Below are 14,842 nucleotides of genomic sequence, written 5' to 3'. Positions count from 1 at the left end.
TGTGAATTGAGTCACAGAGAATTCCCGCACTTTTCCCTACTAACGTATTTTTACTGTTACTATTTATAAAAATATTTAGTAGGGAGTTGCTATGCCATTTTATCGCCAATACGGTGCCAAAGGGCTAAAAGCCGTAGAGCATTTAGTATTAATCATTATCGCCATCGCCACCGTCGTCGCCATCGGACAAGAAATTGTTCACATTTTCTCAGTTGGTTCGGTCGCACTTGCTGACTTGCTCTTGTTGTTTATTTACCTCGAAGTTTTAGCCATGGTGGCTAACTATGCAGAGTCAGGCAAACTCCCGGTACGTATGCCACTCTATATTGCTATTGTGGCCTTAGCCCGTTACCTGATCTTAGATATGAAAAGCATGGATGATTGGCGCATTGCGGCGATTTCTATTTCAACCTTGATCTTAGCGGGAACGGTGATCGTCATCCGTTGGGGTCAATTAAAAATGCCTTACCCTAAAAATCAAGAATACGACAATTAATCAATCACCTGAGTTGGTGCTATTGAAGGCTCATTCACTAGCACCTGCCGTCCTCGTTTTAAAACTATTATCAAAGACCTAGCTTTCACATTGGTATTCTGTGAAAAAGCAATTATGCTAAGTTTTACTGGGATCAATTATTTACGGGGCAATCGAGTTATGGGTGACCATGCTACTGGTTTTGAAGAAAAACGCACATCACTGCGAGTGGATATGGAAGCGGAACGTATCCTCCTACATTGGAGCGATCAACTGGGAGTCGAACACACAGATGAAGGCGTTTGTATCGATTTAGCCAGAAGAGGTATTTTATTCGACTATAAAAAACCTTTCGCGCTGGGTGAATTAATCGAAATCACTTTTAATCCCAATACCTCCCAGCAAAATACCGTTAAGGGCCAAGTATGCCGTTGCTCTCAATGCCACGAGCAAAGCTACCATATCGCCATGCAATTGCTTTAATTTTACTTAAGCTACGCAGGGTAAGCTGGGCTGTTCTACACTGAATTAATTGAAAGATCCACGCAGGGGACGTCACTATGATTTTGTTGGTAGGTGGTGAGAAAGGAGGAAGTGGCAAGAGTTGTCTCGCGCAAAACCTCGCGGTTTATATTAAGCAGAAATTTGATGCCAACGTCCTGATGGTCGATTGTGATCCACAGCGAACCACTTCAGATTGGATCCAAGCCCGAAACAATGATCCCAGTTTGCCCGCCATCAACTGTATTCAGCTCTATGGCAAAATTCGCAATGACTTACTGAGCCTGAATGAACGTTTCGATTATGTGATTGTTGACTGTGGTGGCCAGGATAACCTCGCAATGCGTGCCGCTATGTCGGTAGCGACCTATGTGGTAATTCCCCTTAGGCCTAAGAGGCGAGATCTTAAAACCCTCCCCCATATGGAAGATATGCTAAGTACCTGTAAGATGGTCAATCCTAAAATGGTGGCCACCATAGTGTTGACGCAATGCCCTGCTCTGCCAACACAATTTAAGCGTATTTTAGAGGCAAAAGACGTAGTGCAATCCTTTGGGCTAAGGGTGCTCAACTCTGTTACCTTTTGCCGTAACATTTATGATGACAGTGAGGAAAAAGGCTCTTCGGTCATCGAAATTGAGCCAGATGGTAAAGCCGCTGATGAAATTCGCGCCATAGTGGATGAGTTATTCACTTTACCACCAGAAAATAGCTATGAGCTTAACTGATCTTAAACGCAAGAAACCCAAACAAATCATCACGCCGGTTTCTGTCGATGATTTTATTGAGGATGCCAATAACTACGCCTTAGGTAAGGCGAGTCTTTTAGCTGCGCCGCCGACAAATGTTCAACGGGGGTTAGATAAAAAGTCGGCCAAAATATACCGACACGCCACTTTTACGCTCACAGAAACCAGTATTTCCCAACTCGATATACTGTCAAAGGACACTAAAGTTGCTAAGTCTCGCTTATTGCGGATTTTAATTGAAGAGTTCAGTCAACGCACTGCCGCCGAGCAACACAGAATCGTCCATAAAGATGAAGATGAGCGTTAATCAGCAGCAATTATCTTCCTTTAAACCTATTTAGCGATCTCAATGATGGCACTGCCGTCCAGCGACGAGTGTCATTCCCAACTCCGTTTCTTGGAGCTTCTCTTTACCCATAAGTAGGCTTAGCAACTCAATTGCTGTGAGATTTTCAGCACTACAAGTGTGATAACGCGCAGAATCACCAAATTTCTGTGCCATAAGGGTGATCAATTCATGCTTTAAAATGGGGCTTCCTTGAGCTACCATCAGCGCCATAACGTCATGACCGTGAACAGAGTCGGACATGTATCCTCCAAAAGATGCAATTAAGATTGCTCTTTATAGCCGAACTGTTGAATTTGAACCCTGATCTCGCGCACATACTGTTAATTTGGTCCGCTGCCCGACATCTGTGACGCACATGTGAGCCTCTATGTCCTTGATCCTTTTACTCACCCAGCAGATGTCACTGTACTTAGTGATTGTTTACTTAGTCAGTAAAACACCGCTTTTTAAGCTATTTGCAGAAACCTCACCACGCTTACCCCACAAAATTTTTATCTATTTAATTTTTTCCAGTTTCTGCATTATGGCAACCTACTTTGGCGAGCAAACCTCAGGTGCGATTGCCAATACCCGCGCCATGGGTGCCGTTCTGGGTGGTTTATTAGGCGGTCCAGTAACCGGATTGTTAGTCGGATTGACGGGGGGATTGCATCGCTACAGTATGGGCGGCTTTACCGATATCGCCTGCGCCATATCGACGACACTGGAAGGCCTCTCGTCGGGGATGATCAGTTTTTATCTACGCAGAGCGGGTAAGAGCGAACTTATCTACAATCCATTGCTGGTGTGTTTAGTCACCTTCTACGCTGAGATGATGCAAATGAGCATTATCCTGTTGGTTGCACGCCCATTTGACGATGCATGGGAACTTGTTCGTCAAATTGCGCCGCCGATGTTACTCGTAAACTCTATTGGTGCGGCGCTGTTTATGAGCATGATCCGTGATCAAAAGACGATGTTCGATAAACTCTCCTCAAGCTTTTCGACTAAAGCCCTCAAAATTGCCGAACGCAGTGTGGGTTTACTTTCTAAAGGTTTTAATGAGGAAAGCAGCGGCAAAGTAGCTCAAATTGTGATTGAAGAGACCAATGTGGGTGCAGTCGCGATTACGGATAGGGAAAAACTTTTAGCCTTTATCGGGATCGGCGCCGATCACCATATCCCAGGCACGCCTATTTCATCAAAAATCACCCTTGAGGCCATAAATCAAAATAAGGTGATGTTTGCCGATGGCGTCGAAACTCCCTATGCCTGTTCGATTTCGGCCCAATGTAAACTCGGCTCGAGTCTAGTGATCCCCTTGCGTAGTGACACTGAGGTCATAGGCACCATTAAATTGTATGAACCTAAAAATAAACTGTTCTTGAATATTAATCGCACCTTAGGTGAAGGTATCGCACGCTTGCTATCCAACCAAATTCTGTATGGACGCTTCGAACAACAGCAAAACTTACTCACACAGGCGGAGTTAAAACTGCTGCAAGCCCAAGTTAATCCACACTTTTTATTTAATGCGCTCAATACTATCAGTGCGATTATCAAACGCGATCCTGATATGTCCAAACAGCTATTACAACAGCTATCGCAGTTTTTACGGATAAACCTAAAGCGCACCACAGGCCTAGTCACCCTCGGGGATGAACTCGATCACATCGCCTCCTATCTCACGATTGAGAAGGCGCGTTTTATTGATAAATTACAAGTTAATATCGCCATACCTGAGTCACTCTACCACTGCAAAGTGCCCGCATTTACCCTGCAACCTATCATAGAGAATGCCGTCAAACACGGCACATCCCATATGATAGAACAAGGGCAAATCAAAGTAACAGGTAAGCTAGATGACAATATTTTAGAGTTAGATGTCACGGATAATGCAGGTTTATATCAGCCCATAACTGGCTCCGAAGGGCTGGGAATGAACTTAGTCCATAAACGGATCCAAAACCTATTTGGCGAACAATATGGCATCACAGTAGAATGCGAGCCGGATGAATACACTAAAATCACCATTCGTCTGCCCATAGAACCAACGGAAACAAACACGTGATCACTTGTTTAATTGTGGATGATGAGCTGTTTGCTCGTGAGGAGCTCGCCGATCTCCTCGGTCAAGAAGCCGACATTGATATTATCGGCCAATGCGCTAATGCCATAGAGGCGTTACAAACCATTGCTAAGGAAAAGCCCCAACTGGTTTTCCTCGATATTCAAATGCCGCGGATCTCAGGGATGGAGTTAATTGCCATGCTCGATCCTGAAACCTTGCCTAAAATCGTGTTTGTTACCGCCTATGATGAGTTTGCCGTAAAGGCCTTCGATAGCCATGCCTTCGATTATTTACTCAAACCCATAGATGCCGATAGGCTCAATCAAACCCTCAAACGTGTTCGCAAAGATCTTACACCACAGGCCGTCAATGCCATAGCACCATCCCGCCTCGAGCACTTGCCCTGCTACAGCGGTAGCAAGTTAAAAGTCATTCCTATTGGGGATGTGGAATACGTATTTAGTGATTTAAGCGGCATCCATGTCGCCTGCACTAAGGGAAAAGTCCACACCCAACTCACGTTGAAAGTACTAGAGGAAAAAACGCCGCTCGTGCGTTGTCATCGTCAATATCTTATCTCACCAAAGGCTATCGCCGAGATTGAGTTGCTCGATACTGGCGCTGAGGTCACTACCCTACTCGGAGACAAAGTGCCCGTATCGCGCCGTTATCTTAAAAGCCTTAAGCAATTGTTTGGTTTTCAATAGCTATTTTAACTACTTAACCGCACCAGAACACCGCTTAGGGCGATGCTTACTTGTGTAAGACATACGTATGTAACCGCTCACGCCATCCTATTGCCGCTGACGCTGCATTATCGACCTCTTAACCAAATCCCCCTGTTTTAGGTAAACAACTTGTTTACACTCTGCTCAACTCAAATGGGGAGATAACAATATGATGTGGTTCCTGCTCTGCGTCGGTCTTCTGATCGGCGGCTATTTTATCTATGGCGCCTTTGTCGAAAAAGTCTTCGGCATTAACGCTAAACGTCAAACACCGGCTTACACCCAAACGGACGGCGTCGACTACGTGCCGATGTCAAAGGGTAAAGTCTATTTAATCCAATTACTTAACATCGCTGGCGTCGGCCCAATTTTTGGTCCAATCCTCGGTGCTCTCTATGGTCCTGCAGCTATGCTGTGGATTGTGATCGGTTGTATTTTCGCAGGTGCGGTTCACGATTATTTCTCGGGCATGTTATCCGTTCGTAACGGTGGCCAATCTGTGCCTAACCTCGCGGGGAAATACCTAGGTAAGAGTGCAAAACACTTTATGAATGTGTTTGCGATCATATTACTACTGCTCGTAGGCGTGGTGTTTATTTCGGCACCAGCGGGCCTGCTTGGCAAACTGACTGGCTGGGATGTCAGCATTTTTGTGGGTATTATCTTCGTTTATTATCTGATCGCGACTGTGGTACCTGTCGATAAAATTATCGGTCGACTCTACCCATTTTTTGGCGCCCTGCTGTTCTTTATGTCCTTTGGTCTGGCCTTCGCCATTATTCTGTCGAGCGAGCATACCTTACTGCCCAATGTACAAGCTGGCGATTTCTTCCAGAATTTAAATCCAAATGACATGCCACTTTGGCCGGCATTATTTATCACCATCGCTTGTGGTGCCGTTTCAGGCTTCCATGCAACCCAATCTCCATTAATGGCACGTTGTGTTGAAAATGAAACGAATGGCCGCTTTGTGTTCTTCGGTGCCATGATTGGTGAGGGTATTATTGCACTGCTTTGGTGTGCGATTGCGCTTTCTTACTTCGGCGGCGTTGAAGGCCTTAGCGCAGGTATGTCAGGCAACCCTGCTAACGTCGTATATGAGGCTTCTACTGGCTTGTTAGGCGCTGTCGGTGGCTTTATGGCTATCCTAGGGGTGATTATCCTGCCTATTACTTCAGGTGATACCGCCTTCCGCTCCGCCCGTCTGATTTTGGCTGAATTCTTTAAAATGCCACAGGTGGCCTTACCTAAGCGCTTAGTGCTTGCGATACCTTTGTTTGTGATTGGTGGTCTGCTGACTCAAGTCGATTTTGGGGTGATTTGGCGCTATTTCGGTGTGGCGAACCAAGCGACTGCAGTACTTATGCTGTGGACAGCTTCAGCCTATCTGCTACGCCATAATAAACTGCACTGGATTTGTACTATTCCAGCCATGTTTATGACCACAGTCGTCATCACCTTCTTGCTCAACTCTGCAACCTTAGGTGCTGGCTTACCTATGACCTTATCTACCATTGCAGGTCTAATCTCTACCTTAGTGATTACAGGACTTTTGATTGTAAAAACCAAAGGTAAAGGCGAAGTCGATAGCGATGCGGAGTTACCCGACGAAGCATAAGCGTCTAACAAGCTTAGTCTAAGCAAATGCTCCCAAACAGGCACTTTCAATAGTGCCTGTTTTTTTATGGCCATAAATAGGCTCTAACTTCAGCCACTAAACTGCTATAATCCCGCCATAGTTCACTGCAATATGCAAAATATGACTCAAGCCAATAATCCACTGCATGGTATTAAATTAGAAACCATTATCACCGACCTCGTCGAGCGTTATGGCTGGGAAGAATTGGGTGAACGGATCAAAATCCGTTGTTTTACCCATGATCCCAGCATTAAATCGAGCCTACGTTTCCTAAGAAAAACCGACTGGGCAAGGGAAAAAGTGGAATATTTGTACTTAAAAGCCAATAAACTCCCTCTACCGATTAAATCAGAGGCGAGTAATTCAGCGCCCCACAGGGCTAAGACTACTCCCCCTAAAACCATGGCTTCGAATAAAACGCCGAGCTCCTCTACGCAGAGTAACCCTGCTCAGAGTAAAAAGCCGAGCAAAGGGACGGAGCCGACTGCCACTGATGGCAATGTCAACAGTCATATTTGGGGAACGCGGGACTAACGTCTCCTCACACAGACAGCACCGCCTAACACAGCCCTTTAGACAACAAAGGGCTGGACACACAACACCCCAACGATAGCCCATTGCCGGCAATTTATGGGTTAATCGACTCGAGTTTTTTGGACCGCCGCCGATATAGGTTAAATTCTATACATCAAGCGTTATAAGGGATATCCGATGAACATTAATGGATTAAACATCGCAGCCAATAGTTCGGCATTTAAATCCGTCTCAAACGCCTTTATTGCTCCCACTCAAACGGCAACCTCAACCGCGACAGCGGATCCCCAAAGCGATGACACTCAAGCAAGTGTGTCAATATCCGATGCTGGGCGCGCAGCTCTAGCAACGGAAGTGGGTGCAGCATTGCGAAGCAGTAACGCAGAGAAAAAACAACAAGCCGAAAGCGCCGATGCAGAAGAACCCACATCGCTTATCGATGAACAAATTGAACGCATAAAAGAGCAAATAAAGGCGCTCCAAGAAATGCTCACAAAACTTGCAGGCGATAACTCAAAGACGGCAGAGCAGCAACGTAAGTTGATCCAAGAGCAGATCATGTTGCTCAGCAATCAAATAGCGGTCTTAATGGATAAAAAAATGCGCGATGCCCAAGAGTCAGCGGGATAGTGACATCACCGAGCGTTGAGAATTCGCCCCTTGAGGAGGCCTCCTTGTTGTAAAGGGTTTGTTGAGAAGGATTTGTTGAGAGGAGTTTATTGAGAATTGCGCCTTAAAAGTTGCCCCTGAACCTTTGCAGGGGCTGAAGGCTGAATACATTTACGGCTAAATCGGGAAGCTAAACACCAATCGCCAGATATCTAACCCATCACCAGTACGGTAACTGAGCCCGATGCGATCAACGCCGAGTAAATCGCCCCCCAAAGGCTTTGAGAACGCAAGCGTAGCACCTATTTCATAGCTGCCAGAGACTAACGTATCTTCCTCGGCATTACTGCTAAAGTTCAGCTCATTAAAATACCAATACCCTATGGCAAAAATCCTCGGTTGGACCTGAACGTTCCACCATTGCCAGCGCGGTGAGAGTCCGATATCCACGCCACTTTGCAACACCGCAAATTGATCCGTTAAGGTGCCAATCCGCTCACTGTAGCCCGCAAAGTGTAAGCGAGACACCCAAACGCTTTCTTCCCCCGCAAACGTAAAGTCGTACAGGCTACTCACGCCCGAGGCGAAGATCGCCACATTTTCACTGGTATTAAAATTAGTGCCAAACCCGAGGTCAAAATAGGCTTCCATGCGGGTATTCTCACTCCCCTGCCAATGATGCTCCACACCGGGGGTCACCGTCATAGTGCCCACCGAAGAAGGTAATTCTCCTTCGGTTAAGTCCCGGGCTAAGTAGTCAAAAAAACCAAAGGATAAGGGAATACGCAGCCAAGTGCGGCTGTCTTTATCTTTTTGCAAATCAAAGGTTAAAGGAATACTGACAACGGTCGCATTCTGTTCTGCGGCGCGATAAACCCCAGTGCCAAGGTAACTGCCAAAGGCATAGGCAGAATTGGGATTGTTCTTAGCATCGATGGGAGAATCAACGGATGTTGTTGCCAAAGGATCCGTCGATGATTGACTCGATATAAGGGGGGCAGCAGAAACAACCTGTGCCCACGCAACCATAGAAGCAATAACGCCGATACACAGCGTAGGCACAGATAAAACAGTGAATAATAGCCGATTGAAAAAATAGCTCAATTTGTTCTAACAGTCCTGATGTTCAGCACTTAAACGGTAGACTTTTCAGCTTAAAGGCGACTCATCTTCATCCATAAAATGGTGTTCAGACATCATATGCCCAAGCTCGGTAGACTTAGTCTTTAAATAGGCTTCATTATAGCGATTTTTACCCACTTGTAATGGCACACGCTCAACCACTTCAATACCAAGATCTTTCATCGCTTTGACTTTACGCGGATTATTAGTCATCAAACGCACATGCTTCACGCCGATCTGTTCAAGCATAGGCTTAATCATATCGTATTTACGCATATCAGCAGGGAAACCTAACTGTTCGTTGGCTTCGACCGTATTAGCCCCTTTATCCTGCAACTCGTAGGCACGGATCTTATTTAATAAACCAATGCCCCGCCCCTCTTGGCGCAGATACAGAATAAAACCGCTGCCTGTCTCAGCAACATTTTGCATCGCAGTCTGTAACTGAAAACCACAGTCACAACGTAGGCTAAATAGGGCATCACCGGTTAAACATTCTGAATGAATACGGCCTAATACCGGCTCATCCGCACTGAGAGTTCCAAACGTGAGTGCAACATGCTCTTTGCCAGTTTCAGTATCTTCAAAACCATGCATGGCAAACACACCCCAAGGAGTGGGTAACTTTGACGTCGCGACATATTTTATCGACATGACTTAACCTTAACGACAACTCTCATTCCATGAGACGAGGGAACATCCATAAAAACAAAACCGTAATTAGGCACTTAGCCAATGAAGCGCCCTATTCTAAAGCGTTTTACACCATCAGGAAAACTGTTGTGGTTGAATCAACCCCAACTAGAATACCTAGTACTCAATCGCAATATTGACGCATCCCAGCGACTTTTAGTCTATTTGGGGCCGCAAACACAGCATCGATATTCGAAGCTATGCTGCCAATCCCTTGATGCTCAGCTGCGCCGAGTAAACCTTGATTCAGGTTAAAACTTTGCAGGTGCGTAACCGGTCACTTCAGTCAGTCCCATTTCACGCCCTAAAGCTGTCATAGGGTGAACCACGACTAAACCTTTAACTGATTTTTTCAGTTGGCCCATATCGGCTTGCTCGGCTTTCGTCAGTGCACGGTGAAAGGGCAAATGTTGGATATCGCTGCCCTGTTTATTTAATAGGCGCGTCTGCTGACCCTTCACACTGTTAATTTGCTTAGTGACCGCGGCGATTTCGCGTTTAAACTGGGCAATAATCGCATCATCGCCCCTTTGCTCTGCCGCAGCAAGTTTACGACGAAATTTATCTAATTTATCGTTTAGCTGCTGCAGTTCTTGCTTTAAATTCATTCTCTTACCTTAATTTACCTAAGTTAGCCACAGTAATATCTTCGCCTGTTAGTGCTAGCATCTGTGTCAAGGTTTGGGATTATAACAGCAAGTTGTCGATCCTCGTTACCGCTTTTATAACAAACGTATTTTCTGATTGCTGCTACCACGGAAAGCCAAACTTGGGTCCGCTAAGCTTTGCTCGAATTTTCCATCCACCAGCACATCAATATACTCAAGTACGACTTTTTGTAAGTCGGTGAGCTCATCAAGTACATAACCCGTCCACAGCCAGATATCTTTCTCGGGACAGGCTATTTTTACCCGCTTAACCAGCGCCAGAATGGCCTCGACATTGGCAGGTAGCAGTGGATCGCCGCCAGAGAGTGACAGACCACGGCGCACAATGCGCGTATCCTTAAGATCGGCAATAATTCTATCTTCCATTGCTTGATCAAACAGATGCCCAGAGCGCACATCCCAAGTGCTTTGATTATAGCAACCACGGCACTGGTGCTCACAACCCGAGACAAACAAGGTTGCACGGGTTCCGGGGCCGTTGACCACATCGATGGGATAATATTGGTGATAATTCATAATGTCAGTTCCCGATGAGCCGCCCGATCCTAAGTCGGCTAAAACATGCGGCGCAGCAAGGTGTACCCGCTGCGCCTCAAGGTCAGTGTACTAGATGAAATGATTCAGAAGTGTTACAAGTGCTTGATCCTGCGCTTCACTTCTTCTTGCTTGCCGTGGTTAAATGGCCGGGCATCTGGGCTACCTAAATAGCCACAGACTCGGCGGGTCACCGACACTCGGCTCGGTTCGTGGTTACCGCATTTAGGACAGGTAAAACCTTTACTCGTGCAGCTAAATTCCCCTGTAAAACCACAGTCATAACATTCATCTATCGGCGTATTGGTACCGTAATAAGGCACGCGGCTATAGCTGTAATCCCAGACATTTTCCAACGCCTCTAGGTTATGCTGCATATTAGGATATTCGCCGTAGCAGATAAAACCACCATTGGCGATGGCGGGATAAGGTTGTTCAAAATCAATCTTATCATAGGGATTAACATGCTTTTCAACGTCCAAATGGAAGCTATTGGTGTAATATCCCTTATCCGTGACGCCTGCTACGACACCAAATTGTTTTGCATCGAGTTTACAGAAACGGCTGCACAGGCTCTCGCTTGGCGTGCTGTATAAACTAAACCCATAACCAGTCTCGTTCTTCCACGCCTCGGTTGCCGCTTTTAAATAGGCCACGATTGCCACGGCTTTTTCACGCAGTGCTGCATTATCAAAAACATGGAGTTCTGTGCCATAGAGCGCATTGATGGTTTCATGCAACCCTATATAGCCTAATGAGATAGACGCGCGGCCATTTTTGAATATCTGCGCTATGTCGTCATCGGCACGTAAACGCACGCCACAGGCACCTTCCATATAAAGAATCGGGGCCACACGGGCTTTAACGCCGTTCAAACGTTCAATACGGGTATCCAAAGCCCTGCGGGCAAGGGCTAGACGGTCATCGAGAATGCGGTAAAATTCGACTTCATTCCCCTTGGCCTCTAGGGCAATACGCGGCAGGTTAAGGCTCACCACCCCGAGGTTATTACGCCCTTCATGGACCAACTCACCATTTTCTTTATAGGTGCCTAAAAAGCTACGGCATCCCATGGGCGTTTTGAATGAGCCAGTGACCTTTTCAACCTGCTCGTAGTTTAAAATGTCGGGATACATCCGCATGCTCGCACATTTCAAAGCCATTTGTTTGACATCGTAGTTGCAATCGCCCGCCTTATGGTTAATACCATCTCGAATGGCAAACACCAATTTGGGGAAGACCGCGGTTTTACGGTTTTTTCCTAGGCCTGCCATGCGCACTTTGAGCATAGATTGCTGAATCAGGCGTGACTCCCACGAAGTGCCTAAACCAAAACCAAAGGTAACGAAGGGGGTTTGACCGTTAGCCGTGTGCAAGGTATTGACTTCATACTCGAGTGACTGAAAAGCATCGTGGCATTCTTTTTCGGTTTGCGCCGTAGCAAAAGCCTTGGCATCTTTAATCTGCCAGTTCAATGCCACTTGATAGTGTTTGTCATAGCTCTTTGCCACAAAGGGCGCTAACACTTCATCGATTCGATTGATGGTTGTACCGCCATAGATATGGCTGGCCACTTGGGCGATGATTTGAGCGGTGACCGCGGTTGCCGTTGAGATCGATTTGGGTGTTTCAATCTCGGCATTACCCATTTTAAAACCGTGGGTTAGCATGCCAGCCAGATCAATCAGCATACAGTTAAACATGGGGAAGAATGGCGAATAATCTAAATCGTGGTAGTGGATTTCCCCCACTTCATGGGCGACCACGACATCCTTTGGCAAAATATGGCTCTTGGCATAATGTTTAGCCACAATCCCCGCGAGTAAATCCCGCTGGGTCGGGATAACTTTCGAGTCTTTATTGGCATTTTCATTCAGCAGCGCGGCATTGCTTTGCTCAACCAGACCACGAATTTCTAAATTCAGTTTACTGGTGGCTTCACGGCAAATATCCCTATCATGGCGATACTCAATATACACCCGAGCCAATGACTTATAGGGTCCCTCCATCAACAGATTTTCAACGGCATCTTGCAAATGGTGGATATCGACTTCGGCTAAAGATGCCACCCGTTGACTGACACAAGCGGCCACGGTGGCGGCATAGTCGGCATCCTCTATCCCAACTGAGTTTGCAGCGGCGATAACTGCATCTCTTATCCTTGTCTCATCAAAAGGCGTGCGGCAACCATCCCGCTTAATCACGACTGGCATTGTTCAGTTCCTCTCCATCTCGATTAAAATTAACACTACATATAGTGATTTGATAATCAATAAACACAATATGTAGAGCATTAAGCGATATCGGTGTTGAAACTTCCATGATCCAGATCATGATTTAGCAGATGGAAGAAAAGAACAAAGAAGAACTGTAGCAAAGCCCTATGATCTGCAAGTAGAGCCTTGACCTGAGTGAAAAAGCAGGCTAGTTAACGCTTTGCCAAGGCTAAATAACTACTCAACTGCCCAAGGGCCGACTGCTGAGATCCCATAGACGAGGCCACTTGCATGGTGGATTTAAGTCCCTGCCATTGCTGCTTTTGCGTGTCCGTCATGGGAGGATTTGAGTTTAAATAATCTGTTAATTGCCCAAACACTTTGGCCGCTTTTTGGGCTAAAAGAGGGGACTGGGCATCATCCATATTCGTTAGTACATGCTTAGCATCGACTAAGGTGTTAATCAATGGACTGTTAGGGGACGTTTTACTCAGTGACTTAAGCTCATCATCGATGAAGTCCTGCAGAGATTGGGTGTTCGTCTTATCTGTAGTCGGTGGATTAATCCCATTTTGCGATAGGCGTTCGAGCTGGCTCTCCGAGAGGATGCCATCCTTCTGTAAACGAGACACTAACGCAGGAATATCCGCAACACTGAATTGACCATTAGCAAAAAAATCCTTCGACATCGCTTGGATTTTTTGTGCCCGCTGCGCCCGTGGTGACAGTGCAATCGCATCGGCCCCCGTCGATTCGGTCTGAGCTGTGCCTTTCTGGGATGAGGTTTTTTCGGTACTCGATTCCGTCTTGGCCGTGCTCGCTTTTTGGCTATTGAGGCCGTAGGCATCGGCAATACTGGTGTTGCTGCGATTAAGATTTGAGGTATTTAAAATAGAACTCATGTCAAATATTCGGCGTCTAAAACTGCGTGACGTTTTAAAGCAAAAAATAAGCCAATTGTTTTAAAACTCAAATCCTTGAGTTCAAGCGGCACTGTTGCAGCCCTTCCGCCTACATCAGCCCTTCCATATCGCAGCCTCAATCAAATGAGCCACTTTCGCAACGGCAGCCTCACCGGCGGCAATGGCCTCATCGGCGCGGTGAAACTCCATAGTGCCAATATTGGCAACTTCTGGCACAACAAGGATATCCGGAGGATCGCCCATTAGGCGGACCCGTTTGTGTCTTTGCTCTAAAATCCCCATGGACTGGGACATCACGGCAATCATGCCTGGGTTGGATTTAGTCCCGAGGGAAAATTTATCGGTCAAACTGCTAACATATTCCCGGCCACGGGCGAATAAATCCATAAAGCCCGTTTCTTGTCGAGCGGGTAAATCGGACGCTTCAGTCACCTTCTGGCTGGTCATATTGACAGGCAATACTTGCAATCGCCCCGAATGATATCCGTTTAAATCGACAGCAATAACGATATCTACTCCCATAGCACGGCTAACGGACACAGGAACAGGATTCACTACTGCGCCATCAACTAACCAGCGATCTCCCTGACGCACTGGCGCTAAAATCCCCGGCATAGAACAAGATGCCCTGACAGCTTGGCGCAAATCGCCGTGGCGGAACCAAATCTCTTGACCCGAATATAAATCCGTTGCGACCGCCGCAAAAGGCCGATTAAGTTGTTCGATCGTCAGATCTCCGATGCGAGACTGCAGCACATCAAACACTTTTTCGCCGCCAATCAATCCTCCTTTACGCCAGCGAATATCCATTAAACCAAGAACATCCCAGCTCGAAAAACTACGCACCCACTCTTCGAGTTCAGGCAAATGATCGTGGGCATAGGCCGCCCCAACTAAAGCGCCAATGGAACAACCCGCCACTTTATCGGGCTTAATGCCCAGCGCAGCCAATCCATTTAACACCCCAATATGTGCCCACCCCTTTGCCGCGCCACTGCCTAAGGCAATGCCAATAGTCGGTGCTGATCCTTTGACCATAAAATGTTCCCCCT

17 protein-coding genes are annotated in these 14,842 nt (G+C 46.5%); 9 read left to right on the top strand and 8 right to left on the bottom strand.

Going from position 1 to position 14,842, the window contains the following annotated elements:
- Window positions 1–91: 91 nt before the first annotated feature.
- From JFT56_RS07545 to JFT56_RS07530, 4 genes are all read left to right on the top strand, one after another.
- Entirely contained in the window at window positions 92–496 is a 405-nt protein-coding gene (locus tag JFT56_RS07545; RefSeq protein ID WP_198783049.1) for a phosphate-starvation-inducible protein PsiE, read from the top strand.
- Between the two features lie 159 nt (window positions 497–655).
- Window positions 656–958, top strand: coding sequence for a PilZ domain-containing protein (locus JFT56_RS07540; protein WP_198783524.1), 303 nt, complete (start codon window positions 656–658; stop codon window positions 956–958).
- Between the two features lie 77 nt (window positions 959–1,035).
- The gene (locus tag JFT56_RS07535; protein ID WP_198783048.1) at window positions 1,036–1,704 is read left to right on the top strand and encodes an AAA family ATPase; all 669 of its coding nucleotides are present in this window, start codon (window positions 1,036–1,038) and stop codon (window positions 1,702–1,704) included.
- Window positions 1,691–2,032 carry a replication protein RepA gene (locus tag JFT56_RS07530; protein WP_198783047.1) on the top strand — a complete coding sequence of 114 codons (342 nt, stop codon included), beginning with the start codon at window positions 1,691–1,693 and terminating at the stop codon, window positions 2,030–2,032. Before JFT56_RS07535 ends, JFT56_RS07530 begins: the two co-directional genes overlap by 14 nt.
- A gap of 39 nt (window positions 2,033–2,071) precedes the next feature.
- On the opposite strand, the gene JFT56_RS07525 is transcribed toward JFT56_RS07530, so the two are convergent.
- On the bottom strand, window positions 2,072–2,314 hold the full coding sequence (locus JFT56_RS07525; RefSeq protein WP_198783046.1) for a YecH family metal-binding protein: 243 nt from the start codon (window positions 2,312–2,314) through the stop codon (window positions 2,072–2,074).
- 127 nt (window positions 2,315–2,441) lie between these two features.
- Between JFT56_RS07525 and JFT56_RS07520 the strand changes: the two genes are divergently transcribed.
- The 5 genes from JFT56_RS07520 (at window position 2,442) to JFT56_RS07500 (ending at window position 7,655) form a co-directional block, all read left to right on the top strand.
- Complete coding sequence (locus tag JFT56_RS07520) at window positions 2,442–4,124, top strand: sensor histidine kinase (RefSeq protein ID WP_198783045.1); 1,683 nt, start codon at window positions 2,442–2,444, stop codon at window positions 4,122–4,124.
- Window positions 4,121–4,831, top strand: a complete 711-nt coding sequence (gene btsR / locus JFT56_RS07515) for a two-component system response regulator BtsR (RefSeq protein WP_198783044.1) — start codon at window positions 4,121–4,123, stop codon at window positions 4,829–4,831. The genes JFT56_RS07520 and btsR overlap by 4 nt, the downstream gene beginning before the upstream one ends.
- 190 nt (window positions 4,832–5,021) lie before the next feature.
- Window positions 5,022–6,470, top strand: coding sequence for a carbon starvation protein A (locus JFT56_RS07510; protein WP_198783043.1), 1,449 nt, complete (start codon window positions 5,022–5,024; stop codon window positions 6,468–6,470).
- A gap of 132 nt (window positions 6,471–6,602) precedes the next feature.
- A complete protein-coding gene (locus tag JFT56_RS07505; protein ID WP_198783042.1) occupies window positions 6,603–7,025 on the top strand; it encodes a VF530 family DNA-binding protein in 423 nt (140 codons plus the stop codon).
- A 177-nt stretch (window positions 7,026–7,202) separates the two neighbouring features.
- Window positions 7,203–7,655, top strand: a complete 453-nt coding sequence (locus tag JFT56_RS07500) for a FlxA-like family protein (protein WP_198783041.1) — start codon at window positions 7,203–7,205, stop codon at window positions 7,653–7,655.
- Between the two features lie 156 nt (window positions 7,656–7,811).
- Here the strand turns inward: JFT56_RS07500 and JFT56_RS07495 are convergent, their stop codons facing one another.
- From JFT56_RS07495 to rssA, 7 genes are all read right to left on the bottom strand, one after another.
- Window positions 7,812–8,738 carry a hypothetical protein gene (locus tag JFT56_RS07495; protein ID WP_233095578.1) on the bottom strand — a complete coding sequence of 309 codons (927 nt, stop codon included), beginning with the start codon at window positions 8,736–8,738 and terminating at the stop codon, window positions 7,812–7,814.
- Between the two features lie 45 nt (window positions 8,739–8,783).
- Window positions 8,784–9,410, bottom strand: coding sequence for a GTP cyclohydrolase II (ribA, locus tag JFT56_RS07490; protein WP_198783040.1), 627 nt, complete (start codon window positions 9,408–9,410; stop codon window positions 8,784–8,786).
- A 290-nt stretch (window positions 9,411–9,700) separates the two neighbouring features.
- Window positions 9,701–10,057: a YibL family ribosome-associated protein gene (locus JFT56_RS07485; protein WP_198783039.1), complete on the bottom strand. Its 357-nt coding sequence runs from the start codon at window positions 10,055–10,057 to the stop codon at window positions 9,701–9,703.
- Window positions 10,058–10,171: 114 nt separating this feature from the next.
- Window positions 10,172–10,633, bottom strand: a complete 462-nt coding sequence (gene nrdG, locus JFT56_RS07480) for an anaerobic ribonucleoside-triphosphate reductase-activating protein (RefSeq protein WP_198783038.1) — start codon at window positions 10,631–10,633, stop codon at window positions 10,172–10,174.
- 113 nt (window positions 10,634–10,746) lie between these two features.
- A complete protein-coding gene (gene nrdD / locus JFT56_RS07475; protein ID WP_198783037.1) occupies window positions 10,747–12,864 on the bottom strand; it encodes an anaerobic ribonucleoside-triphosphate reductase in 2,118 nt (705 codons plus the stop codon).
- A gap of 215 nt (window positions 12,865–13,079) precedes the next feature.
- Window positions 13,080–13,769 carry a hypothetical protein gene (locus JFT56_RS07470; RefSeq protein WP_198783036.1) on the bottom strand — a complete coding sequence of 230 codons (690 nt, stop codon included), beginning with the start codon at window positions 13,767–13,769 and terminating at the stop codon, window positions 13,080–13,082.
- 114 nt (window positions 13,770–13,883) lie between these two features.
- Window positions 13,884–14,828, bottom strand: coding sequence for a patatin-like phospholipase RssA (rssA, locus tag JFT56_RS07465; protein ID WP_198783035.1), 945 nt, complete (start codon window positions 14,826–14,828; stop codon window positions 13,884–13,886).
- Window positions 14,829–14,842 lie beyond the last annotated feature (14 nt).

It is taken from the genome of Shewanella putrefaciens (genome assembly GCF_016406305.1).
Classification (GTDB): domain Bacteria; phylum Pseudomonadota; class Gammaproteobacteria; order Enterobacterales; family Shewanellaceae; genus Shewanella; species Shewanella putrefaciens_C.
This window is presented reverse-complemented; position numbering and strand designations above follow the sequence as displayed.

Coding starts and splice junctions, on each gene's coding strand:
- JFT56_RS07540 (WP_198783524.1), top strand. CDS start 656: ATGGGTGACCATGCTACTGGTTTTGAAGAAAAACGCACATCACTGCGA.
- JFT56_RS07525 (WP_198783046.1), bottom strand. CDS start 2,314: ATGTCCGACTCTGTTCACGGTCATGACGTTATGGCGCTGATGGTAGCT.
- nrdD (WP_198783037.1), bottom strand. CDS start 12,864: ATGCCAGTCGTGATTAAGCGGGATGGTTGCCGCACGCCTTTTGATGAG.
- JFT56_RS07510 (WP_198783043.1), top strand. CDS start 5,022: ATGATGTGGTTCCTGCTCTGCGTCGGTCTTCTGATCGGCGGCTATTTT.
- JFT56_RS07545 (WP_198783049.1), top strand. CDS start 92: ATGCCATTTTATCGCCAATACGGTGCCAAAGGGCTAAAAGCCGTAGAG.
- JFT56_RS07485 (WP_198783039.1), bottom strand. CDS start 10,057: ATGAATTTAAAGCAAGAACTGCAGCAGCTAAACGATAAATTAGATAAA.
- JFT56_RS07535 (WP_198783048.1), top strand. CDS start 1,036: ATGATTTTGTTGGTAGGTGGTGAGAAAGGAGGAAGTGGCAAGAGTTGT.
- rssA (WP_198783035.1), bottom strand. CDS start 14,828: ATGGTCAAAGGATCAGCACCGACTATTGGCATTGCCTTAGGCAGTGGC.
- ribA (WP_198783040.1), bottom strand. CDS start 9,410: ATGTCGATAAAATATGTCGCGACGTCAAAGTTACCCACTCCTTGGGGT.
- JFT56_RS07500 (WP_198783041.1), top strand. CDS start 7,203: ATGAACATTAATGGATTAAACATCGCAGCCAATAGTTCGGCATTTAAA.
- JFT56_RS07520 (WP_198783045.1), top strand. CDS start 2,442: ATGTCCTTGATCCTTTTACTCACCCAGCAGATGTCACTGTACTTAGTG.
- JFT56_RS07470 (WP_198783036.1), bottom strand. CDS start 13,769: ATGAGTTCTATTTTAAATACCTCAAATCTTAATCGCAGCAACACCAGT.
- nrdG (WP_198783038.1), bottom strand. CDS start 10,633: ATGAATTATCACCAATATTATCCCATCGATGTGGTCAACGGCCCCGGA.
- JFT56_RS07530 (WP_198783047.1), top strand. CDS start 1,691: ATGAGCTTAACTGATCTTAAACGCAAGAAACCCAAACAAATCATCACG.
- JFT56_RS07505 (WP_198783042.1), top strand. CDS start 6,603: ATGCAAAATATGACTCAAGCCAATAATCCACTGCATGGTATTAAATTA.